Genomic DNA, 21,692 nt, shown 5'->3' on the forward strand with positions numbered 1-21,692 from the left:
GGCAGGCGCTGGTCACAATACATACACCTCAGGGGCAGGCATGGCACGCGGCGGTATCAACAAGGCGGTAGTGGAGAAGGCGCGCAACGCGCTGATTGCCCAAGGGCGCAATCCCAGTATCGACGCCATCCGGATCGAACTGGGCAACACAGGTTCCAAAAGCACCATCCATCGCTACCTCAAGGAACTCGAGCAGGCCGAAGGCACGCTTGCCGAGGGTATGCTTTCCATCAGCGAGGAATTGACGGCACTGGTGACTACCCTTGCCCAGCGGCTGCACGACGAAGCCCAGGGCCGCATCGATGTGGCCCAGGAAGGTTTTGACGAGCACCGGGCGCGGTTGCAGGCGCAGCTGAACGAAACCGCCAGCCGGGCGGACGCGCTGCAGCAGTCGCTCGCTGGTACGCAAGAGGCCCTGAGCCAGGCGTTGAAGCGGCATGAGACCCTTCAGGCGACGCACCAGGCCGAGCAAACGCGGAACGCGCGCCTTGCCCAGGCCAATGAAGACCTCCAGGCTCGGCTCGCTGACAAGCAGGCGCAGGTGCTTTCGATCGAAGAGCAACTTCGCCAGGCTCGCGATACGATCGAACAGCACCGCGCCCTGAGCGATGAGCAACGCGCACAGGTTCAGCGCCGTCACGAGGCGCAGCTTGAGCAGCTTCAGGCACAGGTGCAGCAGGCTCAGCACGCTTTGGCGGGACGCCAGGAGGCGCTGACGCAGCTTGAACGGGATAACGAACGCTTGATGTCCGCCCTTGGCCAGAGCGAGCAGCAGCGGCTGCAGGCTGTGGAGCATAGTGCTCACTTGCAGCGCGAAGTGGCGCGGTTGGCAACGCTCCAGGGCCAGGCCCAGGGCGCCCGCGAGGTATTGGCCAGCCAGTTGGCCGACACTCGGCAGGCGTTGGAGAACGCCCGCGAAAGTGCAGCGCAGCAGGGCCGCGAGCTGGCAGAGGCGCGGGTGCGTGGGGAGCTACTGGAGCAGGCGCTATCCGAGGCGAAGGCTGCGCTTCGGCCGCCTGTGATCGACGCGCCCGAGCTCGCCTGACCCGGGCCCGGTCGCGATAGGGCAAAAAAAAGCCACCGTCCCCAAAGGGCGGTGGCAAACGTTATCACCAAAGGACGAAGTGGAGACGCGCCGGGCCGCGCAGACGGCGGGGGATGCCTGTCGCCCCGGCAGCATCAGTCTTCAGGGCAAACGTTAACACCGTTCGAAAGGTTTGATGAATCAGGGCTGTTGATAGCAATCATCGCTCAAATCCATGAATGGAAAGCGCATTAAGCAGCGCAGCGCCGCCGGCTAAATCGTTACATTTGGTTCGAATTCGGAACAATCCGATACTCTGCGTTACCCCCAGCCCCTAAAGTGCCCGGCCAGTTCAATGGCGGGCTTTTCGGCGGCAGCATCTTCCTGGGTTTCCCATGCCGGGTCTTCGGGCTAAGCTCTGAAAACGGGAGATTTCCCGAGCCAAGCCTTCCGGCGAACTCCCCCAAGGAGCGTGCCTGGCGCGCCATGAACCGAAAGTTTCGAGGCTTGGCAATATGAAAACAGTAGTGCATGTACACGGCTCCCTTTTCCGGTTGAATACCGCAGCCGTCCTCTCAGGCGGGGTCGTCTCGTGATGAAGGCAAATTCCGTTCGCACCCGCCTGATGCTGCTCGACGACCATGAGTTCATCCTCCATGGCATCTCCCAGATCCTTGCCCGCCACCCTGATGTAGAAGTCATCAGCACGCACACCGAGAGCCGCACCCTGCTGGAAGCCCTGCGCATCATGCCGGTGGACATGGTGGTGATGGATTACGCCCTCAGCCCTGGTGAAGTCGACGGCCTTAACCTCATCAAGGCCATCAGAACCCGCCATCCCCGAACCCGCGTGATCGTGATTTCGTCACTGCATACGCCGTCTACCGTTGCGCTCACGCTTCGCTGCGGCGCGGCCGGTTTCGTGGGCAAGGAATTGGGTGCAGAGGAATTGCTCAAAGCCATTCGCGTGGTCTCGAACGGGCGGGTGTATCTGCACCCGGACATGGAGGACGCCCTCCAGCGCAACAACGTCGCGGTGCATCCACTGGGGCCTACCGAAGAGGTAGACGAGCCCGTGGCCGCGCTGGTCAATACCACCACCTTGACCCTGCGCGAGCGCGAAGTGCTGCGCTGCTGCCTGGATGGCTTATCCGTCACCGACATCAGTAGCAAATTCTCTCGAAGCATCAAGACCATCAGTGCGCAGAAACAGTCGGCCTACCGCAAGCTGGGCCTTCGCACCGACCACGAGCTGTTCAAGCTCCGTGCGCTTCTTGAACGTCGGTAACGCCAGCCGGCGCAGCCTGATCGCCGCCGTGTGCGGCCTTTGGGTTGGCGTGGCCACAGGGCAAACGTTCACAGCCCAGGAGCAGGCATGGATACGCGAGCACCCTGTGGTGCGCTATGCCATCGACCCCTATTGGCCGATGGAATACTACGGCGGCCGTGGCGAGCATCAGGGGCTCACCCGGGAATATATCGACCATATCGAGCAGGCCACCGGCCTTGCCTTCGAACTCGTGCCCAGCAGTGACTTCCAGCACAGCCTGGCCATGATCGAGCAGGGCGAGCTCGATGCCGTCTCGGCGGTGTCGGTGCGGTTGCTCGATGACGAAGTCCGTCATCGGCTGTTGTTCAGCGATCCCTATTTCGTGGGGGCGTCAGTAATCATGACCAAGGCGGCCAGCCCGATCGCCTATAGCCCGGCCAAGCTGGAGGGCCAATTGGTCGCCGTGAAAGGGGGCGGGGGCTACGAGCGCTACCTGAGCCGTAATTACCCGGGTATTCACTTGCTGTTATTGAACGACCCGGAAGCCGCCCTGGCGGCCGTGGATGAAGGGCACGCTGACGCCGTCATCGGCCTGGACCAAGTGCTGCGCCCTCTGGTACGGCGCAAATATTTCGACCAGCTGCACCTTTCCGGCATCATTTCTGACATGCCGGCCGTGATCGCCATGGGTATTGCACCCACCGAGCCGTTGCTTAAAAGCATCATCGACAAGGTGCTCGGGGAGCTCACATCTCGGGAAACCGACCTGATGGAAGCCCGTTGGATAGCCAGTACCGACTTTGGTGCCCCGTCCTGGGGATCGCTGTTGCGTTATTACCGCTGGGAGCTGGCCGGTACCGCCGTTTGTGTGCTGCTGCTGGCCGCGTTCGCCCGCCATGCACTGATGGCCCGGCGGGCCGCGCTACAAAGTGAGGGGGTGAAGACGGCATTTCTGGCCATGATGAGCCATGAAATTCGCACGCCAATGAATGCCATCGTTTCCTCACTCGAGCTGTTGCGACGCACGCCTATGCAGCCTCGGCAGGAGCAACTCACCAGCCTGGCCAGCAATTCGGCGGGGAACTTGCTGGAGCTGCTGGACAATGTACTGGACCTGTCGCGGCTGGAGGCGCAACAAGTGCAGCTGGAATTGCAACCCACCCGCCTGTGGGAGCTGGCCAGCGCTGTGGCGGATATCCACCGGTTAGCCGCCGACGCCAAGGGCATCGCCTTGCGGCTGCACACCCGAGGCCCGGCGCACGCAGTGGTGGAAATTGACGCCATGCGCCTGCGGCAGATCCTCGGCAACCTGTTGTCGAACGCGGTCAAGTTTACCGAGCAGGGCCAAGTAGACCTGCGCGTTACGCTGCAAGAGCAAGAGCAGGCCCACCTTTTGGTGGAGGTAGCCGACACTGGTATCGGTATCCCGGCCGACCGGCAAGCCAGGCTGTTCCAGCCGTTCGTTCAGGCCGACAACTCCACCAATCGCCGCTACGGCGGCAGCGGCCTGGGCCTTGCCATCTGCCGCGACCTCGCGCAGCTGATGAAAGGCGATATCGGCCTGCGCAGCGCGCCGGGGCAGGGCACCACAGTATGGGTACGGTTACCGGTGCGGGTACTGGCCATGGCTGCGGCCGCCGATCCGGTGCCACCCAACTCGAACCTGGAAACCTCGCGACGGCCGGAAGGACCGCGGCTGCTGGTGGTGGAAGACCATCCGGTGAACCAGCAAGCCATCGCTTTGCAGCTGCAGACCCTGGGGTATCGCCACGAAATAGCCGCCGACGGGCCCGCGGCCTTGGCCCGGCTGGCTGCTGGCGGCATCGACGGCGTGCTGCTCGATTGCAACCTGCCTGGCATGGATGGCTACGAAGTGGCTTCCCGGATCCGGGCCTGGGAGCGCGAAACCAGACGCGCACAGCGCTTGCCCGTACTGGCGATTTCTGCGGCCAATGACGATACACACCGCGAGCGAGTGTTCGCTCACGACATGGACGGCAGCCTGAGCAAACCCCTGCGCCTGGCGGAACTGGAAGATTTGCTCGCGCTGTGGGTACCGCCAGCCTCGGCTGAACCCGCCGATAGCCCGCAGGATATGCTCCGGGCGTTATTCATCAGCGCTACGCAAGCCGACCTGCTGGACATCGAGGCGGCAACGCGCGCAGGGGATCTGCAAGAGGTCGCCCACCGCGCCCACCGCATACTCGGTGCAGCATTGATGGTGGGCGCGACGGAAGTGGCTGCACTGGCCGGGGCCCTGGAGGAGCAGTTGACCCGCGCCCCCGATCAACCCCTCCAAGCCCCTGTGCTTGACGGCCTGCGGCAAGCCTTGAGCACATTCGCCGCAGCCAGGGTTTAGCTACAGCTTGAAGCGCAGCACGGTAGCGTTGAGGCTTACCGCCAGGCGCGACAAATCGTTGCCCGCTGCGGCGGTTTGCTGCGCGCCGGCGGCCGTCTGGGTCGACAGGTCGCGAATGCTCACCAGGCTACGGTCCACTTCACGGGCCACTTGCGCTTGCTCTTCGGTAGCCGAGGCGATGTTCAGGTTACGGGCGTTGATTTGTGCGATGGCAGCGGTGATGTCCGCGAGCGCGGCGCCCGCAGCCTGGGCCACGTCCACGCTCACACGGGCACGGTCGCTGCTTTCGGCCATGGAGTTCACGGCCTTGTCGGTGCCGGCCTGGATCGCCACAACCATCTCTTCGATCTGCGCGGTGGACTGCTGGGTACGGTGCGCCAGTGCGCGTACTTCGTCCGCAACCACGGCAAACCCACGGCCAGCTTCGCCTGCTCGCGCCGCCTCAATGGCCGCGTTCAATGCCAACAGGTTGGTTTGCTCCGCCACGCCGCGAATCACCTCCAGCACGCCGCCAATGCTGCGTACCTGCCCGGCCAATGCATTCAGTTCGCCGGCTGCCCGATCGACAGCGCCTTGCAGGTCATTGATCGAAGCTACCGTTTGCGTCACCTGCTCATGGCCATGCTCTGCCGCTGTGCTCGATGCCCGGGCGGCTTCGGAGGCCAACACGGCGTTGTTAGCCACCTCGTCCACCGCGGCGGACATCTGGTTCATAGCCGTGGCCGATTGCGCAATTTCGTCGTTCTGGCGCTGGATACCCCGCAAGGCATCGTCAGTGACCGCGGCCATTTCTTCCGAAGTGGACGCCAGCTGATTGGATGAATCCCCCAGTTCGGTCAAGGTGCGGCGCAGGTTCACCTGCATCCGCCCCAGTGCCGCCAGCAAGCGGCCGGGCTCGTCGGTACCGTCTTCAGGCACAGCCTGGCTGAAGTCATTCGCGGCGATGCGCTCGGCAACGCCCAGCGCGCGCGTGAGCGGTGCCACCAGGCTGCGGGTGAACAGCATGGCCAGGGCGATGGTCGCGGCGAGGGCCAGCATGATCACCACAATGGTCACCTCCTTGGCCTGGGTGTAGGTGGCGGTGGCATTGGCGTCTTCACGCTTGACCTTGCCGTCGATAAGGTCGTTGAGGGTCTGGATCAGCTCCTGCACCCGGTCTGCGGCCAGGGTCATCTCGCCCGTGCTGGAGGTGAGTACCCGGATAGTGTCCTCTTGCCCGGCGCGCACCGCCGCAAGGTAGCGATCATGCACACCAAGGTAGGCCTGGGCGGCCTGGCGCAGGCTGGCGTAGGCGGCCTGGCCTTTTTCACTGATCAACAACGGCCGCAGCACCTCGAGGTTGCCAGTGAGGTCTGTGCGGGCCTTCTGGATACGCTCCTCGGCGGACGCCGCACTGGCGCTGTCCTTGGCCAGCCGCAGGCTGCCGTTGTAAAGGCGGATGGAGAGCATGTCGTTGCGCAACTGGTCGATGGTCTGCACGCTAGGCAGCACGTTGAGTTGCAACACGCTTTGCGATGCGCGGATGGCAGAAACCTGACCCAGCGAGAACAAGCCGAAGCCTGCCACCAGTACGGCGAAAAAGCCGAAGCACACAAGTGAGCGCTGTGCGATGCGCATTTGACGTAAGAACATGAAACCCCCCGGTGTATAGATGACCTATTATCGGCTGAAACGGTTAATCTTTAGTATGGCCATGTGCCATTTCCTCGACCAGAGGCGTTTCAAGGGGTAGGAGCGGTCTGAGAGGCGAGGTAGGCGACCAGGTCGCTGAGCTTCTGCTCACTGCCGATCCACCAGAAATTCATTCGCGTACCGGGTACTACCGCCTTGGGGTCGTCGATATACGCCTTGAGTTTTTCCTCCGTCCACACAAAGCCCGCGTTGCGCATGGCTTCGGAATACTGATACCCCTCGCTGCCAGCGGTGTGGCGCCCTACTACGCCCGTAAGCAGCGGGCCGAACGCGTGCTGGGCACCCAGGCCGATGCTATGGCAACCGCTGCAGCGCGCCTGGAAAACCGCGCGGCCCGCCTCGGCATCCCCTTCGGCTTGGGCGCCAGTGGCGGCGGTGAGCATGAGCAGGGCGTAGAGGTAATGCGAGGGTGAAAGAGTCATGACGGTATCCACTGCTGGGCTGGCCAATAGAAGTGGCAGGCCGGAACGTGCGCATAAATAGAACGGATGCCCATCCAACGCAAGCCCAGGGCTCGCGACCCCTTGTCGCAGCCGCATGGGGGGCATGCCTGCGCAGGGGCCTTTACCCTTCAGCTCGCCACAGGCAGCATGGCCTTTTCGGTTGGGGGCTGGGCCATGCGACGACTACCGTCCCTGGGTGCGTTGAAAACCTTCGAGTGCGCGGCGCGCCATGGTCATTTCGGCCATGCCGCGGCTGAGTTGTGCGTCACTGACAGCGCGGTCAGCCACCAGATCCGCCAGCTGGAGGAGCAACTTGGCGTAGCGCTGTTCCTGCGCGAAGGCCGCAACGTGCGGCCAACGCCGGCGGCAGGGCGGCTCATGCAACGCTTGCAGCAGGCATTTGAAATGATCGGGGAAGCCTGTGACCAATTACGCGACCCCGCTTCATCTGCTGTATTGCGGCTGGCGGTCACCACGGAGTTGGCGCAAAAGTGGTTGGTAAGCCGGCTGGGCGATTTTTCCAGCCGGTACCCACACATCACTTTGCACCTCTATGAGCAAGCCATCGACGCCACGCTGCCGGGCGAGGACGTAGACATCGCAATCACCTATGGCGCCGGCCCGGCAGACAGCAGCGCCTACTTCGTTCGCCCGCTGCCGGCCTTGGAATTCTTCCCGGTGTGCAGCCCTGGGTTGTTCAACCTTGGCCGGCTCAAATCTCCTGCCGACCTGGCCGGGCACTGCCTGCTGCATGACGATCAGGATGGCAAGACCTGGACCGCCTGGCTTACCAGCCACGGCGGCGACCTGCGCCCGGCGCGCCAGCAGTATTTCGCCCATGCGGGGCTGAGCCTGGAAGCCGCCGCGCAAGGGCAGGGCGTGGCCATGGGCGACAACCTCACTGCCCAGGAAGACCTTCACAGCGGCCGGCTGGTGCGCCCCTTTGCCGCTTCGATCACAGCGCTGGGGCAATACGCGCTCGTGTGCGAGCGAGTACGGCTGGAGCGCCCGCCCGTGGCGCATCTGGTCGCCTGGTTTGCCGAGCAGTTGGGCGACCCCTGAGTTTTATTCAAGGGTTGGCCAGAAATGCTCGTTGGCGAGCGTAAGCGGTGATCCCGTAGGGTGCGTACGTCCCCTTACCACTCGAGGTTCACATGGCACGTTTGCTCGATACCCTTCCCAAAGCTGATGGTTTTCGCCTCCCCGGCGAGTTCGAGCCAAAGGCCGGCTGCTGGCTCGGGTGGCCGGAGCGCCCGGATGTATGGCGCAACGGCGGCAAGCCCGCGCAAAGGGTGTGGGTCGATATTGTAACGGCCATCGCCGCCAGCGAGCCGGTGACGGTCTGTGCCTCGGCGGCGCAGTTCGCCAATGCACGGCGCCAGCTTCCGGCGCAGGTCCGGGTGGTGGAGATGACCTGCAACGACACTTGGTTCCGCGACAGCGGCCCCTGCTTCGTGGTCAATGACCGCACCGGCGAAGTGCGTGGCGTGGACTTTGAATTCAACGCCTATGGCGGGCTGGACGGTGGGCTCTATTTCCCTTGGGACAAGGACGATCAGATCGCCAGCAAAATACTTGAGATCGAGGGCCTGGACCGCTACCGCGCGCCGCTGATCGCTGAGTTGGGCGGTATCCAGAGTGACGGTCAGGGCAGCATCCTGACGACCGAGCAGTGCCTGCTCAACCGTAATCGCAACCAGCACCTGGGCAAGGACGAGGTCACTCGCAGGCTTACCGACTACCTGGGGGCCGAGCAGGTGATCTGGCTGCCACGGGGGTGCAAGTTCGACGAAACCGACGGCCACGTTGACGACCTGGCCTGCTTCGTCCGCCCCGGGGAAGTGGTGCTGCAATGGACCGACAACCGCAGCGACCCGCAGTGGGAAATCTATCAGCAAGCCTACGACATCCTGCGCACCACCCGTGACAGCCGCGGCAGGGAGCTCACCATCCATAAACTCATGCAGCCCCAGCCACTGGAGTGGACCGCCGAAGAAGCCGCAGGGCTCGATCAGCTCGATACCACCCATAGCCGCCAGGCCGGCACGGTAATCTGTGCCTCGTACATCAACTACTACGCCGGTAACAGTGCAATCGTGGTGCCGCTGTTCGGCGTACCCGAAGACCGTCTCGCCCTTGCCACCCTGGCCGAGCTATTCCCCCGGCACCGCATTGTGGGTATCGAAAATTCCCGCGAGATCCTGCTCGGCGGCGGCAACGTAGCCTGTATCACCATGCCGCAATACGCAGCCTCTCGGCGCCAGGAGGGCGGGGCATGAAGCTACGCGACCTTGCCGTAGGCCTGGCCGGGTGCCTGGTATCGGCCACAAGTCTGGCGGCCGACAGCTCGCCCGCCACGGTCAACCTGTACATCTGGGGCGAATACCTTGCGCCCGATACCTTGGCCAATTTCGAGCGCAGCACCGGCATCAAGGTGGTCGCTGACCACTTCGACAACCTGGAAATCGTCGAGACCAAGTTGCTCACTGGCCGCAGCGGGTACGACCTGGTGCTAACGGCCGGGCAGCATCTGTCCAGGGCGATCACCGCCAAGGCCATCCAGCCGCTGAACAAGGCACAGTTGCCACACTTCGACGGTATCGGCCCGTGGTTCCGCCAGCAGATGGCAGTATTCGACCCCGGCAACCGTTACGCCGGCATCTACGGCTGGGGCACCACGGGTTTTGGCTATCAGCAGCAGGCCATCGCGAGCCGGCTACCCAACGCCCCCACGGATAGCTGGGCCATGTTGTTCGATCCGGCGGTGGTGTCGCGCTTCGCCGATTGCGGGGTAAGCCTGCTCAACGACCCGAACGAGGTGTTCGCGGCGGTGATGCGCTACCTCGGCCTGGACATCAACAACCAGCGCCTGGGCGACCTCAAGCTGGCTGAACAGCAACTGGCGAAGATCCGCCCCTACGTGCGCTACTTCGACAACGACCTCAACCTCAGCGACATGGCCAATGGCAACACCTGCCTGGCCATGTCGTGGAACGGCAATATCGGCATGGCAGCCGGCCAGGCGCAGGCGGCTGGCAAGCCTTTCAGCCTGGCCTACACAATACCCAAGGAGGGCACGCTGATCTGGTTCGACGCCATGGTCATCCCGGCAGACGCACCGCACCCCGCAGCGGCACATGCCCTGCTGGACTACCTCATGACGCCCGACGTCATCGCCCCCATCACCAACACTATTCATTACGCCAATGCCATTACCGCCGCCGATACGCTAGTAGACCCTGCCATCCGGAACGACCCGGCCACGTACCCGCCGGAGGCAGCACGCGCTACGCTGTACGCAAAGAACGACAACAGCAAGGCCTTCAACCAGGCATTGACTCGAGCGTTCACTCGCTTGAAGGCGGGGCTGTAACACGCTGAACCCCACTCTCTGGCCAGGGGTCTACCTCCGGAAGCCACAGCGTGGAACGACTGGATGGAACGCAACGAATGGATCGACCTGCTGCAAAAGCTGCTGATGGCCCGCGGCCCAGGCGGGCAGGAAGAAGACGTACGCGAGCTGTGTGATAAAGCCTTGAAAGGTTGCTGTGACGAGTTGCACGTAGACGCGGCGGGGAACCTGGTTGGCTTGATCAAGGCAGCGACGCCGGCCCTTGCCAGTGATGCGCTCAAGATCATGGCGCACCTGGATGAGATCGCCATGGTGGTCAAACTGGTCGACCCGGACGGCACCCTGCAGGTTGCCGCCTTGGGCGGCGCCAAGCCCATCAGTTTCGGTGCCTGCCCGGTGGATATTCTCGGCGACGACAATGTAATGCCTGGGGTGCTGTCGTTCGGCTCCATGCACAGCAGCGGCGCCACCGCCCAAGGGCGGGACGTACTGGCAGGCAATGTGAGCTGGGATGACGTGCATGTGGTTACACGGCAAAGCCGTGAAACACTGATGGCAAAGGGGGTACGCCCTGGCACGCGTGTTGTATTGAGCCAACACTGGCGCCAGATGTTCAGAGTAAACGATGGGCTGGCTGCCCATTTCATGGACGACCGGGCGCCCTTGGTTGCGTTGATACTGGCTGCTCACGGGGTGGCCCGACGGCGCGAGGCGCTAGCACGGGATGTGTGGTTCGTGTGCACCACCCTTGAAGAAGAGTCCAACGCCGGAGCCATGTACGCCGCCTCCCGCTTGCCCGGCGACACGGTATTAGCCGTTGAGGTAGGGCCAGTGCTGGAGGAATACGGCACGGTATTGTCGGCCAATCCCATCGTTAATACCGGCGACCAGAAAGGCTATTACACCCGTGCGGTAGTGAGTGGCCTGATCGAGGCGGCCAAGCGCGCCGGCACCGAGGCGCAGGTCGCGCTGTTGGTGGAGTTCGCCTCGGATGCCAGCGCAGTCATGAGCGCGGGCATCTGCCCCAAGGCCGGCTGCATTGCCATCCCTACAGAGAATACGCACGGCTACGAACTGGTTCTTGAAACGGGCATTGAAGCCTGCGCAGCCACTTTGGTCGAATTCGCGTTGGCGCGCCCCTGAAATCACGATGAGGTGACAAACATGAACCAGTATCTCCAGCAGCCTTTGCGCACCGCTCAACGCGCCCTGGTACTTGCAACCCTGACCGCTGCGGCCGGCTGCGGCGGGCACTCCACTTCTTCGGACGTCACCGCGCCCGGGGCCGAAAGGAAGGCTGACACCGTCGCCCTGGACGCCGGCGCTGCCTTGCTGCAGAGCCGCCCGCCGATCGACGCACTGAATGCCTACCTCGATGGCTTCCACTTCTATAACGGCCACCCTGGCACCCAAATGGAAGCCCACCACTACTGTTCGATCCTCAACGAAGAGGTGATCCAGTGCGTGATCTACGACGGCAACGTGAAGGACGCCAAGTTGATGGGGGTGGAGTACATCATCAGCGCGCAGTTGTATGCGACCCTTCCGGCTGCAGAGAAGCCGCTCTGGCACAGCCATGTGCATGAGGTGAAATCCGGGCAGCTGGTTGCGCCCGGCATACCGGAGCCTGCCGAGCACGCCTTGATGGAAAAACTGGTCAATACCTATGGAAAAACCTGGCACACGTGGCACACCGACCTGGACAAGAAGCTTCCCCTGGGCGTGCCGCAACTGATGATGGGCTTTAACGCCGATGGCCAGATCGACCCGGCACTGGTCAGCCAGCGGGATCAGCGGCTGGGGATCAGCAGCGCTGAAGAGAAGGTGAACCGCGCGGATATCCCCGCACCTGTGGTCAATCCAGGTGCCGATGCCTGGCAGAAGGGCAAGGTGATCCAGCTTGATGACCCTACCGGCCAGCAACACGGTGCAATGCAAGGCGCGAAGCAGAAAGCACCCGCCGCGCCTGCCGAGAATGCGCATTCCGCCAAGCCTTGAGGGTGCCTTTCGGCGGGCGGTGCCGTGGTCCAGGAATATGGCGCTTTGCCACGGCCTGTGTTCAGGGTACATTTCGCCCAATGCCATGGTTTTTGCGCCTTTGTTGTCGTGGCCCTATAAGCACCAAAAGGGGGTGACATGTGCGACCACGACAACGACGCCGCGGCCGAGCAGGCGGTGAATGCGTTTTTCGACGAACTGGCAGCGGTACAAATGCCGCATGGCATCGCCTGGGGCCATCAGACCCAAGTCAGCGAGTTCCGCGCGAAGGCCGGAACCTCAGGGGCGGCATACCCCACCGAAGAGTTGCTGGGCTACCTGAGCGGGCTGGCGGTTACCGGCGTATTGAGCGCTGACCAGGTGAGCCGCTTCACCGACTGCATCCGCGCGTTTACTCAGCGAGGCTGGCTTTAGACGCTGGGTAGAGGCCTCGGCGCTTGCGAAGGGGGGTTTCGCGGGCGCTTTCCGTCGGTCGAGGGGGGAGGTTGGTTGCGCGGCGCAGGCGCGCCGCTTACCCTGCCGGCCCCAATCGCCGATTCCGAACATTCCCCTTGAACACCTTCCGATGAGCAGTACCGCTCATTTCATCGACGGGTCTATTTCCCGACATATCCTGCGGATGTCCAGCACCACAGCGGCAAGCCTGTTGGCGGTGTTCGCGGTCGATATTCTCACGCTTGTCTACGTGGCGATGCTTCACGACACCACACTGCTGGCGGCAGTGGGCATTGCAAAGACGCTAGTGTTCATCAACAGCGGATTGCTCTCAGGCCTGATACTGGCGGCCGGGGCATTGCTATCGGCGCGTATGGGGCGCGGCGCGGTAAGCGGTCGTGGCCGGCTGGTAACGAACATGCTGGTACTGGCAACCACCCTGTCGACGGCGGTGGCCCTGCTCGAGCTGGCTATCGCCTGGCCGATTGCCGCGTGGTTTGGTGCCGATAGCGCCCCCTGGGTCGCGGGAAGGGTGTTCATTGCCATCACCGTTCCGGCAAGCGTGCTTCATTGCACGATGCAGCTGTGCGCCCAGCTGCTCCGTGCCGAAGGCCATAGCAGGCTCGGCCTATGGGTGGTTCTATCGGGGGCCGCCACGCTGGCCGTGGCGGACCCGCTGTTGATCTTCGCCTGCGGGCTGGGGCTCAAAGGTGCCGCAATCGCTTACGCCCTCGCCGCGTTGGTAGCGTTGACGGTGGGCCTCAATGCCGTGGGCCGACGTATCGGTCTTTCCCGCAAGCTAAGGCCAAAACTGTTCAAGCTACACGCGCGCCAGCTGTTCAGCGTCGCGCTGCCCGCCATGCTGGGCAACCTGGCGATGCCCTTCGCGGTCACCTACCTGCTGCTGACACTGGCTAGCTTCGGCGCTCCAGCTTTGGCGGCGATGGCGGTGATCGATCGGCTGCTTCAATTCTGTTATTGCCTGTACTTCGCCTTGCCCAATGCGCTCGCTCCCGTGCTCGCGCAAAACCTGGCAGCGGCCCGGGACACACGAGCCAGAGCGGCCATTGGCTTTACACGGCGGCTGGTGATCCTCTATGGTTTGGCGGTTTGGGCCATGCTGGAGCTGGCCGCCGCGCCGCTGGCCAGTGTGTTCGGGCTGCCGCCGGAGGCGTTGCCCCTGTTCAATGCGTTCTGCCATTTCGGGGCGGGGCTGTGGGTGGCCTTCGGGCTGGATTTCATCGCCCTTGCCATGTTCATTACCATGGGCCGTGCGTGGTGGGTCGCCGCCTTCGCCTGGCTGCGCGGCACCCTCGGCACGCTGCCGTTCGTGTATGTGGGCAGCCGCGTGAACGATGGCAGCGGGGCGTTGCTGGGGATGTGGGTCGGCAATGCAATGGTTGCGGCGTTGAGCGTTGCGAGCGCGGCGGCAATGGCCAAGACATTCTTTGCCCGCCGCGCTGCCGCAGTATCGACCGTCAGTAGTATTCAACGTTAGGGGACATATGGTTACCAGGGACACTCAAGGCTCGCCCGACGAAAAAGCCGCCCCCAAGCGCCGACGGGCACCGAAGGGTGAAATGCGCCGGGCCGCCCTGCTGGACGCGGCGACCCAGGTATTTGCGCGCGATGGCTACCTGGCTGCGTCCATGCGCGACGTGGCCGATATCGCTGGCATTACCACCGTTGGCTTGCTCCATCACTTTCCGAACAAGGTCGCGTTGCTGCGTGCACTGCTGGACCGCCGCGACCAGCGGGTGATCGAACGCTTCAGCGATTTGCTCGACGCCCCCACGCTAGATGGCTTCTTGGCATTTCTGCGATTGAGCATGGCCTTCAGCGTGGAAAGCCGGGAAGAATGCCAGGCCGCGGTGATGATCAACACCGAAAGCCTCTCGGATACACATCCGGCATGGCCCTGGTACAAGGAAAAATTCAAGGTCACCCACACCCATGCACAAGCGCACCTGGCTTCGCTGATGGAAAGCGGTGAAATCCGCCCCGGCGTGGACGTCAAGCTACTGGCCCAGGAGATCTTTTCAGTGATGGATGGCCTGCAGATTCAATGGCTGCGGGGCCCAAAAGACGTGAAGGTAATGGACGTGTTCGACCATTACCTTCAGCGGTTGGAGCGGGATTTAAAAGGCTAGGCCATTCCCAGGCTAGCGCCTGGTCCCACAGGTAGGGGCAGGCAGAGCCTGCGAACAGGGTTGATCATTCAATTCCCGCGTTGCCCGTCAGTACGTTTGCGCGGCCGTTACCTGCACAGCCTTGCGCACAGGCGCGGGCAGCGGGTTGCTGTCGCGGGTGGTCAGCTGCTCGGGGTACAGGGTTACTAGCGTGCGGCTCAGGGAAAGGTTTTCAGAGTCACTACCCACGCGGATCTTGAACTTCCCGGCATCCACGTTCCAGCTGTCGGTGCTTTCCACGTAGTACGCCAGCGAGCGGGAATCGATCGGGATGCTCACTGTCTTGCTCTCACCGGGCTTGAGGTACACCTTGGTGAAGCCCTTCAGTTCCTTCTCAGGGCGATCGACGGACGGGTTCACCGGCTGCACGTACAGCTGAGCCGTCTCGAAACCGGCCTTGTCGCCGCTGTTGGTGAGGGTAAATTTCACGTCGATGGTACTGCCCGGGGTGAGCACATTGGTGGACAGCTTCAGGTCGCTGTAGTCGAACGTGGTGTACGACAGGCCATAGCCGAACGGGTACAGCGGCTTGGTGTGCTTTTTATCGTAGCCGCGGTAGCCCAGGTAGATGCCTTCGCTGTAGGTCATCTCAGTCAGTGCATTGTCGCCGCGGTAGGCCGCAGGGTCCGAATAGGACGCATAGCTGGGGTTGTCTTCGATCTTCTTGTCGATAGTGATCGGCAACTTGCCCGACGGGTTGACCTTGCCGTAGAGGATCTCCGCCAGTGCCTGGCCACCTTGCTGGCCGGGGAACCAGGCATGCAGCGAAGCACCTACCTTGTTCGCCCACGGCTCCATGTTCAGCGACCCGCCGCTGTGCAGCACCACGATGGTGTTGGGGTTGGCCTTGGTGGCGTAGGTGATCATGTCGGACTGGTATTCTGGCAGATCGAAGCCGTGGTCGATGGATTCACCTTCGTATTCGTAAGTGTTGCCAGCGGCGATTACCACGGCATCGTAGTCCGCCAGATCCTTGGGCGGGCGCAACGAAGCCCAGCTCATCTGCACACCAGCGATACCACCCAGGAAGGTGGTGTAGTCACCACGGGTGCGGCGGTATTCAAGCTTCACGGTGTATTCCTTGCCGGCCGTGAGCTTGGCGGTTTTGCCGGAATGCGCGACCGCGTCGAGCAGGTCGAAGGAAAGCGGCACGCCGTCGCTTTCCAGTACCAGCTCATCGTTCACCCATAGCTTGTACGGGCCATCGGCGCGCACCTTGAATACTTGCTCGCCGCTGATGGTGGGCTTGATCTTGGTGGTGAACCTCGCGGAGAAGGCGCCTGCTGCAGGGCTGAAGCCTGATACCGCCGTGGTGCCAGCGTTGGTGACGTTGGTGCTGGTCGTCCAGTCCAGATTGATCCCCGGCTCCACGCGAGTGAGCACCGGCGAACCGGACAACTCGGTGTTGGCGAAGTACTCGGCCTTCACACCGCTGTTGCTGATGCTGTTCTTGCCGGTGGTTGGCTGGTACCACACCGAGGCCTTGGGGTTGAGGCTCATCTCGGAGAGGTATTCCACTTTCGAGCTGCTGGAAGCCAGTTGTTGTAAACCGCTCAGTTCCGTCACGTAGGTATTGGGCGGTGAGTTGGCGGTACCGAACGGCGAGGAGGGCGCTTGCAGGGCGAGGTCACCGATCACCGCGATTTTCGCGGTGCGGGCCAGCGGCAGCAATGGCTTGGTGCCGTCAGTTTTCTCGTTGCGCAGCAGCACGATGGATTCGCGCGCCATATTCAGCGAGGCCGTCTGGCCGTACTCGGTGTGCTCCAGGGTTTGCGCAGTGTTGAGCTTGGTGTCGAAGCCGTAGCTCACCATCCCACGCAGGTTGCGGCGAACCTTGTCGTCTATCACGTTCTGGGTCAGCTGGCCGCTCCACAGGTACGGCAGCAACTTGGCCTCAGTGAATTGCAGGCCCGAGGGCATGTCGATGTCTGTTCCCGCCCAAGCCCCCTTGAAAGCATCGGTGACAGAGTTGAAGTCGCTGATCACAAAGCCCTGATAGCCCCATTCACCCTTGAGCACGTCGGTGATCAAGTGATGGTTTTCGCAGGCGTAGTCGCCGTTGATCTTGTTGTAGCCGCACATGATCGACGCCACGTTGGCATTCTTCACCAGCGATTCGAAGCCCGGCATGTACAGCTCGCGCAGCGTGCGCTCGTCCACCTTCACGTTGAGGTAATGGCGGTTGGCTTCCTGCTCGTTGGCCAGGTAATGCTTGCCGCCGGCCTGAATGCCCTGCGCCTGGATGCCGTTGGCAATCGCCGGGCCCAGCGCGGCGCCGAGGAAAGGATCTTCGCCGCTCACGTATTCGGCGGCTCGCCCCCCGAACGGTGTGCGGTAGAGGTTAAGGCCAGGCGAAAGCATCTGTTGACCGCCAGCGATGCGGGTCTCGTAGCCGATGGCCAGGCCGAACTCTTTCGCCCGGTTGATGCTCCAGGTGGCGGCCAGCGCGGTTTGCGCAGGGTACTGCGCGCCGAAGGTAGCGTTGTTCACGTGCACACCCATGGACGAGTCATAGGCCACGGTGCCCGCCATGCCGAATTTGCTCAGCACCGGGATCATGTGGCCGTCGTCCACGCGGGTGAAGTTGATTTTTTCGGCTTGGCTCATGTTGTCCAATACCGCGCCCACGCGGGCTTCCACGTCGTTACCGGTCTTGGGCGTAAGCGGTGTGGCGGCATAAGCCTGGGCCACGCTGAACGCCAGCAGGCTCAGGCCGAGGGTGTGCTTTAAGGTCGACAAGGGCAACGTCCTTTTAAATGAAGGGTTCAAACGCCGGGGCACACAGTTCATGGCTGCTGGGCCTGAGCGGGGGCGTCATCGGTAGCGATCGGGGTATCCAGCACTGCGGCGGGACCGCTGGTGGCCTGGCTCACCTTGCTCACACCGGAGGCCTGGTCGCGTTTTTCTTCAAAGGCTTCGCGCACGGGTTGGCCAGAAGTAGCCGCCACCGTGGAAGTGTTATCGGCCAGGCAATTGATACTTTGCGCGCACAGCAGTGCCGCGCCTAAAACAGACAACAAGGGTCTGGTCATCGATAGGCTCTCGATTATGGGTATAAGAGGGAACGTGATATCAGCGGCCGGCAACAAGGTATGCAATATTGGCCGCTGCGTAAGTGTGGATGATGCCGTTAAAAGTTCAATGATCGCAAAAATATTTTTCAGGCCACCGGCATTGATGTGGAAATTTACAAAAAACAGGGGCGCGATCGAGAATAACCAGACGCAGGCAAAAACGTATAATTGCGCTATATACAGCATTTGCAGGATATCCTGCCGACTGGAAGCCATGAAACGCACGAGCGTGCTGATAAATCCACAGCTTGCAACGCGGATTCCTAAATCATAAACCTAGTTGCAATTAGGTTTTGCGTTCTGATATGCTGCGTCGGCATCGGCCTGACTGTACTTTGTATCTATGTTTTATCCGGCTCAAAAGTAACCGGAGAAGCAACTACAGCGAAGCATTTAGTTGCCCTTTGCTCTCATGCCAGGATAGTTTTCGATGTATCACGGCGTTCTCTTTGAGGGCGCCGGGTACGTTTGCCTGTATATTAAGCGCAGCAGAACCTACACATGCCAAACTTGATCGAAGGCCCGGTACCGTTCGCAGTAACAGTATGCGAATGGCTGATCGCCAATACCGATATCAAGGCTGCCGATATAAGCCGGGCGAGAAAGTTGTGCGCGGCCGAGGCCGGTGACGAAGACGAAGTGCTGCGTACCTTGCTACGCCTTGGGGCGATCAGCGATGAAGAAGCGGCGACCGCCTGCGCGGCACTGCTTGGCGCCCCAAGGCTGGAAGCGGTAGTCAGCGTCGATGTTTGCGAGCCGCTGGCAATCGGCACCGAGCGCTTTCTGCGCCACTACATGGTAGTGCCTGTTTCGCAAGGCGAAAGCGGCCTTACGGTCGCTGCGGCGCCGCCCGTTTCCCGGTATGCCCTGGATGCACTGGCATATAGCGCAGGCCAGCCGGTGTGCGTGGTCGTGGCTACCGCCAGTCAAGTGAACAGCTTGATCGAGCGCTGCCACGGGGCAGGTCGCACCGCCATGGATGCATTGATCGAAGCGATGGACGATAACCCTGACCAGCAGGACGACATCGAGCACCTGAAAGACCTTGCCTGCGAAGCACCGGTGATTCGGCTAGTGAACCTGATCCTGCAGAAGGCGGTGGAGCATCGCGCCTCGGACATTCATGTGGAGCCCTTCGAGGGGCAGTTACAGGTGCGGTACCGCGTAGACGGCGTGCTGGTGCACGGTGAAGCGCCGCCGCCTGGCTATGCCGCCGCCATCGTATCCCGCCTCAAGATCATGGCCCGCCTGGACATTGCCGAACGCCGCTTGCCCCAGGACGGCCGGATCATGCTGCGCATCCAGGGCCGCGAGCTGGACCTGCGGGTATCCACGGTGCCCACCGGGTTCGGGGAGTCGGTAGTGATGCGGTTATTGGACCGGCAAACGGTAAGCTTCGACTTCCCCAGCCTGGGCATCGACGGCCCGCGCCTGCAGGCCTTGCTCAGCCTGCTCGAACACCCACACGGTATTTTGCTGGTCACCGGCCCCACTGGTTCGGGCAAAACCACCACCCTCTATACCGCGCTTTCACGATTGAACACCGCCGAAAGGAAGATCATCACCGTCGAGGACCCGGTCGAATACCAACTGCCGGGCATCAATCAGATCCAGGCCAAGCCCGCCATTGGGCTGGATTTTCCGGCGGCACTACGGTCGATCGTGCGCCAGGACCCGGACGTGATCATGATCGGCGAAATGCGTGACCTCGAAACCTGCCGGATCGCCATTCAGTCTTCGCTCACGGGCCACCTGGTGCTGTCCACGCTGCACACCAACAGCGCGGCGGCAAGCATCACACGATTGCTGGACATGGGCGTCGAGCACTACCTGATCGCCTCGACCGTGCAGGGGATACTGGCGCAGCGGCTGGTGCGCAGGCTGGACCCTGTCACGCGTATCGCCTTCGAGGCGCCGGCGGAGCTGATTGCCCTGCATCAGCTTGATCACTACACCCAGGAGCGCCCCATCCGGCTATACCGTCCCGATCCCGACGCCCCGGGGGGCGGGTATTTCGGGCGTAGTGCGATCACCGAACTACTGGTGATGAACGACGAACTGCGCGGCCTGCTTACTCGCCAGGCCGATGCCGCTACGCTGGAAGCCGCCGCGCGCCGCGATGGGCTGATCACCTTGTATGAAGACGGCCTGCGCCAAGCCCTGGCCGGTATCACTTCGCTCGAAGAGGTGCTGCGCGTGACGCGCGGTGACTGACATGCAGCCATTCGTTTACAAGGCGCTGGACGCCGATGGCGTACTGCACAAGGGCAGCCTGGAAGCCAGTGACGAAAAAGTCGCAGCGGCTCGCCTGCAGTCGCGCGGGCTGCTGGTGGTGAGCCTTGGCGCTGGCACCGGGCATACGCTGGCCCGGCGGGCAACGCGCATCTTCAAGCGCGCCGACCTTGTGAGCTTCACTCAGCAACTGGCCACGTTGCTCGGCGCCGGTCAGCCGCTCGACCAGGCGCTAGGTATCCTGTTGCGACAGGCGCCCGAGCCACGGCGGCAAGCCCTGATTCTGCGGGTGCGCGAGCAGGTCAAGGCCGGCAAGCCGTTTTCCGTGGCGCTGGACGAGGAGGGTGGCCAGTTTTCCACGCTCTACGTCAGCCTGGTTCGCGCCGGTGAGGCGGGCGGCGCCCTGGACGTGACGCTCGGGCAATTGGCGGACTACCTGGAGCGCAGCCACAAATTACGCGGCGAAGTGACCAATGCCCTCATCTACCCGGCATTTCTGGTGGCCGGTGTGCTGGGTTCGCTGGCGCTGCTCCTGGCGTATGTGGTGCCGCAATTCGTACCCATCTTTCGCGACCTCGGCGTGCCGATCCCTTGGATCACCGACGTGATCCTGAGCCTGGGCGAGTTCATGAGCACGTATGGCCTGGTATTGCTGGCGGCAGGAGTGGCACTGCCTTGGCTGGTCGTGGCTCGGCGGCGCGATCCGCTACGGCGCCAGCGCCAGGACCGGGCCCTGTTGCGGGCGAAGGTATTCGGCCCGCTGCTGCAAAAGCTTGAAGCCGCCCGGCTGGCACGCACGCTGGGCACTCTGCTCAGCAATGGCGTAGCCCTGCTGCCGGCGCTGCTGATCGTGCGCCAGCTCAGCGGCAACCACGCAATGCGCGCCCAGGTCGAGCGGGCCACCGAGCATGTGAAAGGTGGTGGCCGCCTGGCCCAGGCGTTTGGCGATGAGCCGCTATTGCCGGAGCTGGCTTTGCAGATGATAGAAGTGGGCGAACAGTCCGGCCAGCTCGCCGCCATGTTGCTCAAGGTCGCCGACGTGTTCGACGTTGAAGTGAAGCGTGGCATTGACCGCCTGCTCGCTGCGCTGGTGCCCACCCTTACCGTAGTGATGGCAGTGCTGGTGGCCGTGATCATGTTGGCCATCATGCTGCCGCTCATGAGCCTTACCAGTAATATTTAAGGACGTTCCCATGCCTCGTTTTGCTTCAGCCTCGCCGCGCCAGCGCGGTTTTACCCTGCTCGAAATGCTCGCGGTGATCGTACTGCTGGGGATCGTGGCCACCATCGTAGTGCGCCAGGTGGGCAGTAACGTTGACAAGGGCAAGTACGGCGCCGGCAAGGCGCAGCTGGCCAGCCTGGGGATGAAAATAGAAAGCTATGCCCTGGACCTGGGGGCGCCGCCGGCCACGCTCGATCAACTCGCGCACAAACCAGCCAATGCTCGCCAGTGGGCCGGGCCTTATGCCAAGCCTTCGGACCTGGTCGACCCCTTTGGCCATCGCTTCGGTTATCGCTACCCGGGTGAACACGGTAGTTTTGACCTTATTTTCTATGGGCAGGACGGCGCGGCGGGTGGCGAAGGCTACAACGCTGACCTTGGCAACTGGGAGTGACGCGCGTG

Annotated in this window: 18 protein-coding genes; 14 read left to right on the top strand and 4 right to left on the bottom strand. The window is 62.5% G+C overall.

The genetic code is table 11. The features are described from left to right. Positions 1-40: 40 nt before the first annotated feature. The 3 genes from G7016_RS06855 to G7016_RS06865 all read left to right on the top strand — a co-directional run bounded on the left by G7016_RS06855 (position 41) and on the right by G7016_RS06865 (position 4,653). On the top strand, positions 41-1,045 hold the full coding sequence (locus G7016_RS06855; protein ID WP_181112091.1) for a DNA-binding protein: 1,005 nt from the start codon (positions 41-43) through the stop codon (positions 1,043-1,045). Positions 1,046-1,619: 574 nt separating this feature from the next. Then, positions 1,620-2,312 (top strand): response regulator transcription factor, encoded by a 693-nt coding sequence (locus G7016_RS06860; protein ID WP_181112092.1) that lies wholly within the window; start codon positions 1,620-1,622, stop codon positions 2,310-2,312. Next, positions 2,290-4,653, top strand: coding sequence for an ATP-binding protein (locus tag G7016_RS06865; RefSeq protein ID WP_181112093.1), 2,364 nt, complete (start codon positions 2,290-2,292; stop codon positions 4,651-4,653). The genes G7016_RS06860 and G7016_RS06865 overlap by 23 nt, the downstream gene beginning before the upstream one ends. Here G7016_RS06865 and G7016_RS25785 read toward each other — a convergent pair whose 3' ends face one another. Both G7016_RS25785 and G7016_RS06875 read right to left on the bottom strand, forming a co-directional pair. After that, a complete protein-coding gene (locus tag G7016_RS25785; protein WP_181112094.1) occupies positions 4,654-6,285 on the bottom strand; it encodes a methyl-accepting chemotaxis protein in 1,632 nt (543 codons plus the stop codon). It lies immediately after the preceding gene. An 89-nt stretch (positions 6,286-6,374) separates the two neighbouring features. After that, the gene (locus G7016_RS06875) at positions 6,375-6,767 is read right to left on the bottom strand and encodes a c-type cytochrome (protein ID WP_375139679.1); all 393 of its coding nucleotides are present in this window, start codon (positions 6,765-6,767) and stop codon (positions 6,375-6,377) included. A 195-nt stretch (positions 6,768-6,962) separates the two neighbouring features. Between G7016_RS06875 and G7016_RS06880 the strand changes: the two genes are divergently transcribed. The 8 genes from G7016_RS06880 to G7016_RS06915 all read left to right on the top strand — a co-directional run bounded on the left by G7016_RS06880 (position 6,963) and on the right by G7016_RS06915 (position 14,723). Continuing rightward, positions 6,963-7,850, top strand: a complete 888-nt coding sequence (locus tag G7016_RS06880; RefSeq protein ID WP_181112095.1) for a LysR substrate-binding domain-containing protein — start codon at positions 6,963-6,965, stop codon at positions 7,848-7,850. A gap of 92 nt (positions 7,851-7,942) precedes the next feature. After that, on the top strand, positions 7,943-9,067 hold the full coding sequence (gene aguA / locus G7016_RS06885; protein ID WP_181112096.1) for an agmatine deiminase: 1,125 nt from the start codon (positions 7,943-7,945) through the stop codon (positions 9,065-9,067). Further along, a complete protein-coding gene (locus G7016_RS06890) occupies positions 9,064-10,161 on the top strand; it encodes an extracellular solute-binding protein (RefSeq protein ID WP_181112097.1) in 1,098 nt (365 codons plus the stop codon). Before aguA ends, G7016_RS06890 begins: the two co-directional genes overlap by 4 nt. 63 nt (positions 10,162-10,224) lie before the next feature. Beyond that, positions 10,225-11,283, top strand: a complete 1,059-nt coding sequence (locus G7016_RS06895; RefSeq protein WP_181112098.1) for a M42 family peptidase — start codon at positions 10,225-10,227, stop codon at positions 11,281-11,283. Between the two features lie 21 nt (positions 11,284-11,304). After that, positions 11,305-12,138 carry an OBAP family protein gene (locus tag G7016_RS06900; RefSeq protein ID WP_181112099.1) on the top strand — a complete coding sequence of 278 codons (834 nt, stop codon included), beginning with the start codon at positions 11,305-11,307 and terminating at the stop codon, positions 12,136-12,138. A gap of 138 nt (positions 12,139-12,276) precedes the next feature. After that, positions 12,277-12,552: a hypothetical protein gene (locus G7016_RS06905; protein ID WP_181112100.1), complete on the top strand. Its 276-nt coding sequence runs from the start codon at positions 12,277-12,279 to the stop codon at positions 12,550-12,552. A gap of 151 nt (positions 12,553-12,703) precedes the next feature. Further along, on the top strand, positions 12,704-14,071 hold the full coding sequence (locus tag G7016_RS06910; protein ID WP_181112101.1) for an MATE family efflux transporter: 1,368 nt from the start codon (positions 12,704-12,706) through the stop codon (positions 14,069-14,071). Between the two features lie 7 nt (positions 14,072-14,078). Further along, complete coding sequence (locus G7016_RS06915) at positions 14,079-14,723, top strand: TetR/AcrR family transcriptional regulator (protein ID WP_225774098.1); 645 nt, start codon at positions 14,079-14,081, stop codon at positions 14,721-14,723. Between the two features lie 87 nt (positions 14,724-14,810). Here the strand turns inward: G7016_RS06915 and G7016_RS06920 are convergent, their stop codons facing one another. After that, positions 14,811-17,552 (bottom strand): beta-glucosidase, encoded by a 2,742-nt coding sequence (locus tag G7016_RS06920; RefSeq protein ID WP_181112103.1) that lies wholly within the window; start codon positions 17,550-17,552, stop codon positions 14,811-14,813. Further along, positions 17,549-18,052, bottom strand: coding sequence for a hypothetical protein (locus G7016_RS25520; RefSeq protein ID WP_258195092.1), 504 nt, complete (start codon positions 18,050-18,052; stop codon positions 17,549-17,551). The genes G7016_RS06920 and G7016_RS25520 overlap by 4 nt, the downstream gene beginning before the upstream one ends. Before the next feature lie 285 nt (positions 18,053-18,337). Between G7016_RS25520 and G7016_RS06930 the strand changes: the two genes are divergently transcribed. Genes G7016_RS06930 through gspG form a run of 3 tightly spaced genes read left to right on the top strand, consistent with a single transcriptional unit; the run spans position 18,338 to position 21,684 of the window. Next, positions 18,338-20,050, top strand: coding sequence for a GspE/PulE family protein (locus tag G7016_RS06930; protein ID WP_181112105.1), 1,713 nt, complete (start codon positions 18,338-18,340; stop codon positions 20,048-20,050). 1 nt (position 20,051) lies between these two features. Beyond that, positions 20,052-21,251 carry a type II secretion system inner membrane protein GspF gene (gene gspF / locus G7016_RS06935; RefSeq protein ID WP_181112107.1) on the top strand — a complete coding sequence of 400 codons (1,200 nt, stop codon included), beginning with the start codon at positions 20,052-20,054 and terminating at the stop codon, positions 21,249-21,251. Positions 21,252-21,261: 10 nt separating this feature from the next. Further along, positions 21,262-21,684: a type II secretion system major pseudopilin GspG gene (gspG, locus tag G7016_RS06940; protein ID WP_181112109.1), complete on the top strand. Its 423-nt coding sequence runs from the start codon at positions 21,262-21,264 to the stop codon at positions 21,682-21,684. Positions 21,685-21,692 lie beyond the last annotated feature (8 nt).

Origin of the sequence: Pseudomonas japonica (assembly GCF_013522925.1) — a bacterium.
In the GTDB taxonomy this organism is placed as follows: Bacteria; Pseudomonadota; Gammaproteobacteria; order Pseudomonadales; family Pseudomonadaceae; genus Aquipseudomonas; species Aquipseudomonas japonica_A.

What these genes read in the sequence shown, in the direction of transcription:
- G7016_RS06855 (WP_181112091.1), top strand. Translation starts at nt 41, where the DNA reads ATGGCACGCGGCGGTATCAACAAGGCGGTAGTGGAGAAGGCGCGCAAC.
- G7016_RS06860 (WP_181112092.1), top strand. Translation starts at nt 1,620, where the DNA reads ATGAAGGCAAATTCCGTTCGCACCCGCCTGATGCTGCTCGACGACCAT.
- G7016_RS25785 (WP_181112094.1), bottom strand. Translation starts at nt 6,285, where the DNA reads ATGTTCTTACGTCAAATGCGCATCGCACAGCGCTCACTTGTGTGCTTC.
- G7016_RS06875 (WP_375139679.1), bottom strand. Translation starts at nt 6,767, where the DNA reads ATGACTCTTTCACCCTCGCATTACCTCTACGCCCTGCTCATGCTCACC.
- G7016_RS06880 (WP_181112095.1), top strand. Translation starts at nt 6,963, where the DNA reads ATGCGACGACTACCGTCCCTGGGTGCGTTGAAAACCTTCGAGTGCGCG.
- aguA (WP_181112096.1), top strand. Translation starts at nt 7,943, where the DNA reads ATGGCACGTTTGCTCGATACCCTTCCCAAAGCTGATGGTTTTCGCCTC.
- G7016_RS06890 (WP_181112097.1), top strand. Translation starts at nt 9,064, where the DNA reads ATGAAGCTACGCGACCTTGCCGTAGGCCTGGCCGGGTGCCTGGTATCG.
- G7016_RS06895 (WP_181112098.1), top strand. Translation starts at nt 10,225, where the DNA reads ATGGAACGCAACGAATGGATCGACCTGCTGCAAAAGCTGCTGATGGCC.
- G7016_RS06900 (WP_181112099.1), top strand. Translation starts at nt 11,305, where the DNA reads ATGAACCAGTATCTCCAGCAGCCTTTGCGCACCGCTCAACGCGCCCTG.
- G7016_RS06905 (WP_181112100.1), top strand. Translation starts at nt 12,277, where the DNA reads ATGTGCGACCACGACAACGACGCCGCGGCCGAGCAGGCGGTGAATGCG.
- G7016_RS06910 (WP_181112101.1), top strand. Translation starts at nt 12,704, where the DNA reads ATGAGCAGTACCGCTCATTTCATCGACGGGTCTATTTCCCGACATATC.
- G7016_RS06915 (WP_225774098.1), top strand. Translation starts at nt 14,079, where the DNA reads ATGGTTACCAGGGACACTCAAGGCTCGCCCGACGAAAAAGCCGCCCCC.
- G7016_RS06920 (WP_181112103.1), bottom strand. Translation starts at nt 17,552, where the DNA reads ATGAACTGTGTGCCCCGGCGTTTGAACCCTTCATTTAAAAGGACGTTG.
- G7016_RS25520 (WP_258195092.1), bottom strand. Translation starts at nt 18,052, where the DNA reads ATGGCTTCCAGTCGGCAGGATATCCTGCAAATGCTGTATATAGCGCAA.
- G7016_RS06930 (WP_181112105.1), top strand. Translation starts at nt 18,338, where the DNA reads ATGCCAAACTTGATCGAAGGCCCGGTACCGTTCGCAGTAACAGTATGC.
- gspF (WP_181112107.1), top strand. Translation starts at nt 20,052, where the DNA reads ATGCAGCCATTCGTTTACAAGGCGCTGGACGCCGATGGCGTACTGCAC.
- gspG (WP_181112109.1), top strand. Translation starts at nt 21,262, where the DNA reads ATGCCTCGTTTTGCTTCAGCCTCGCCGCGCCAGCGCGGTTTTACCCTG.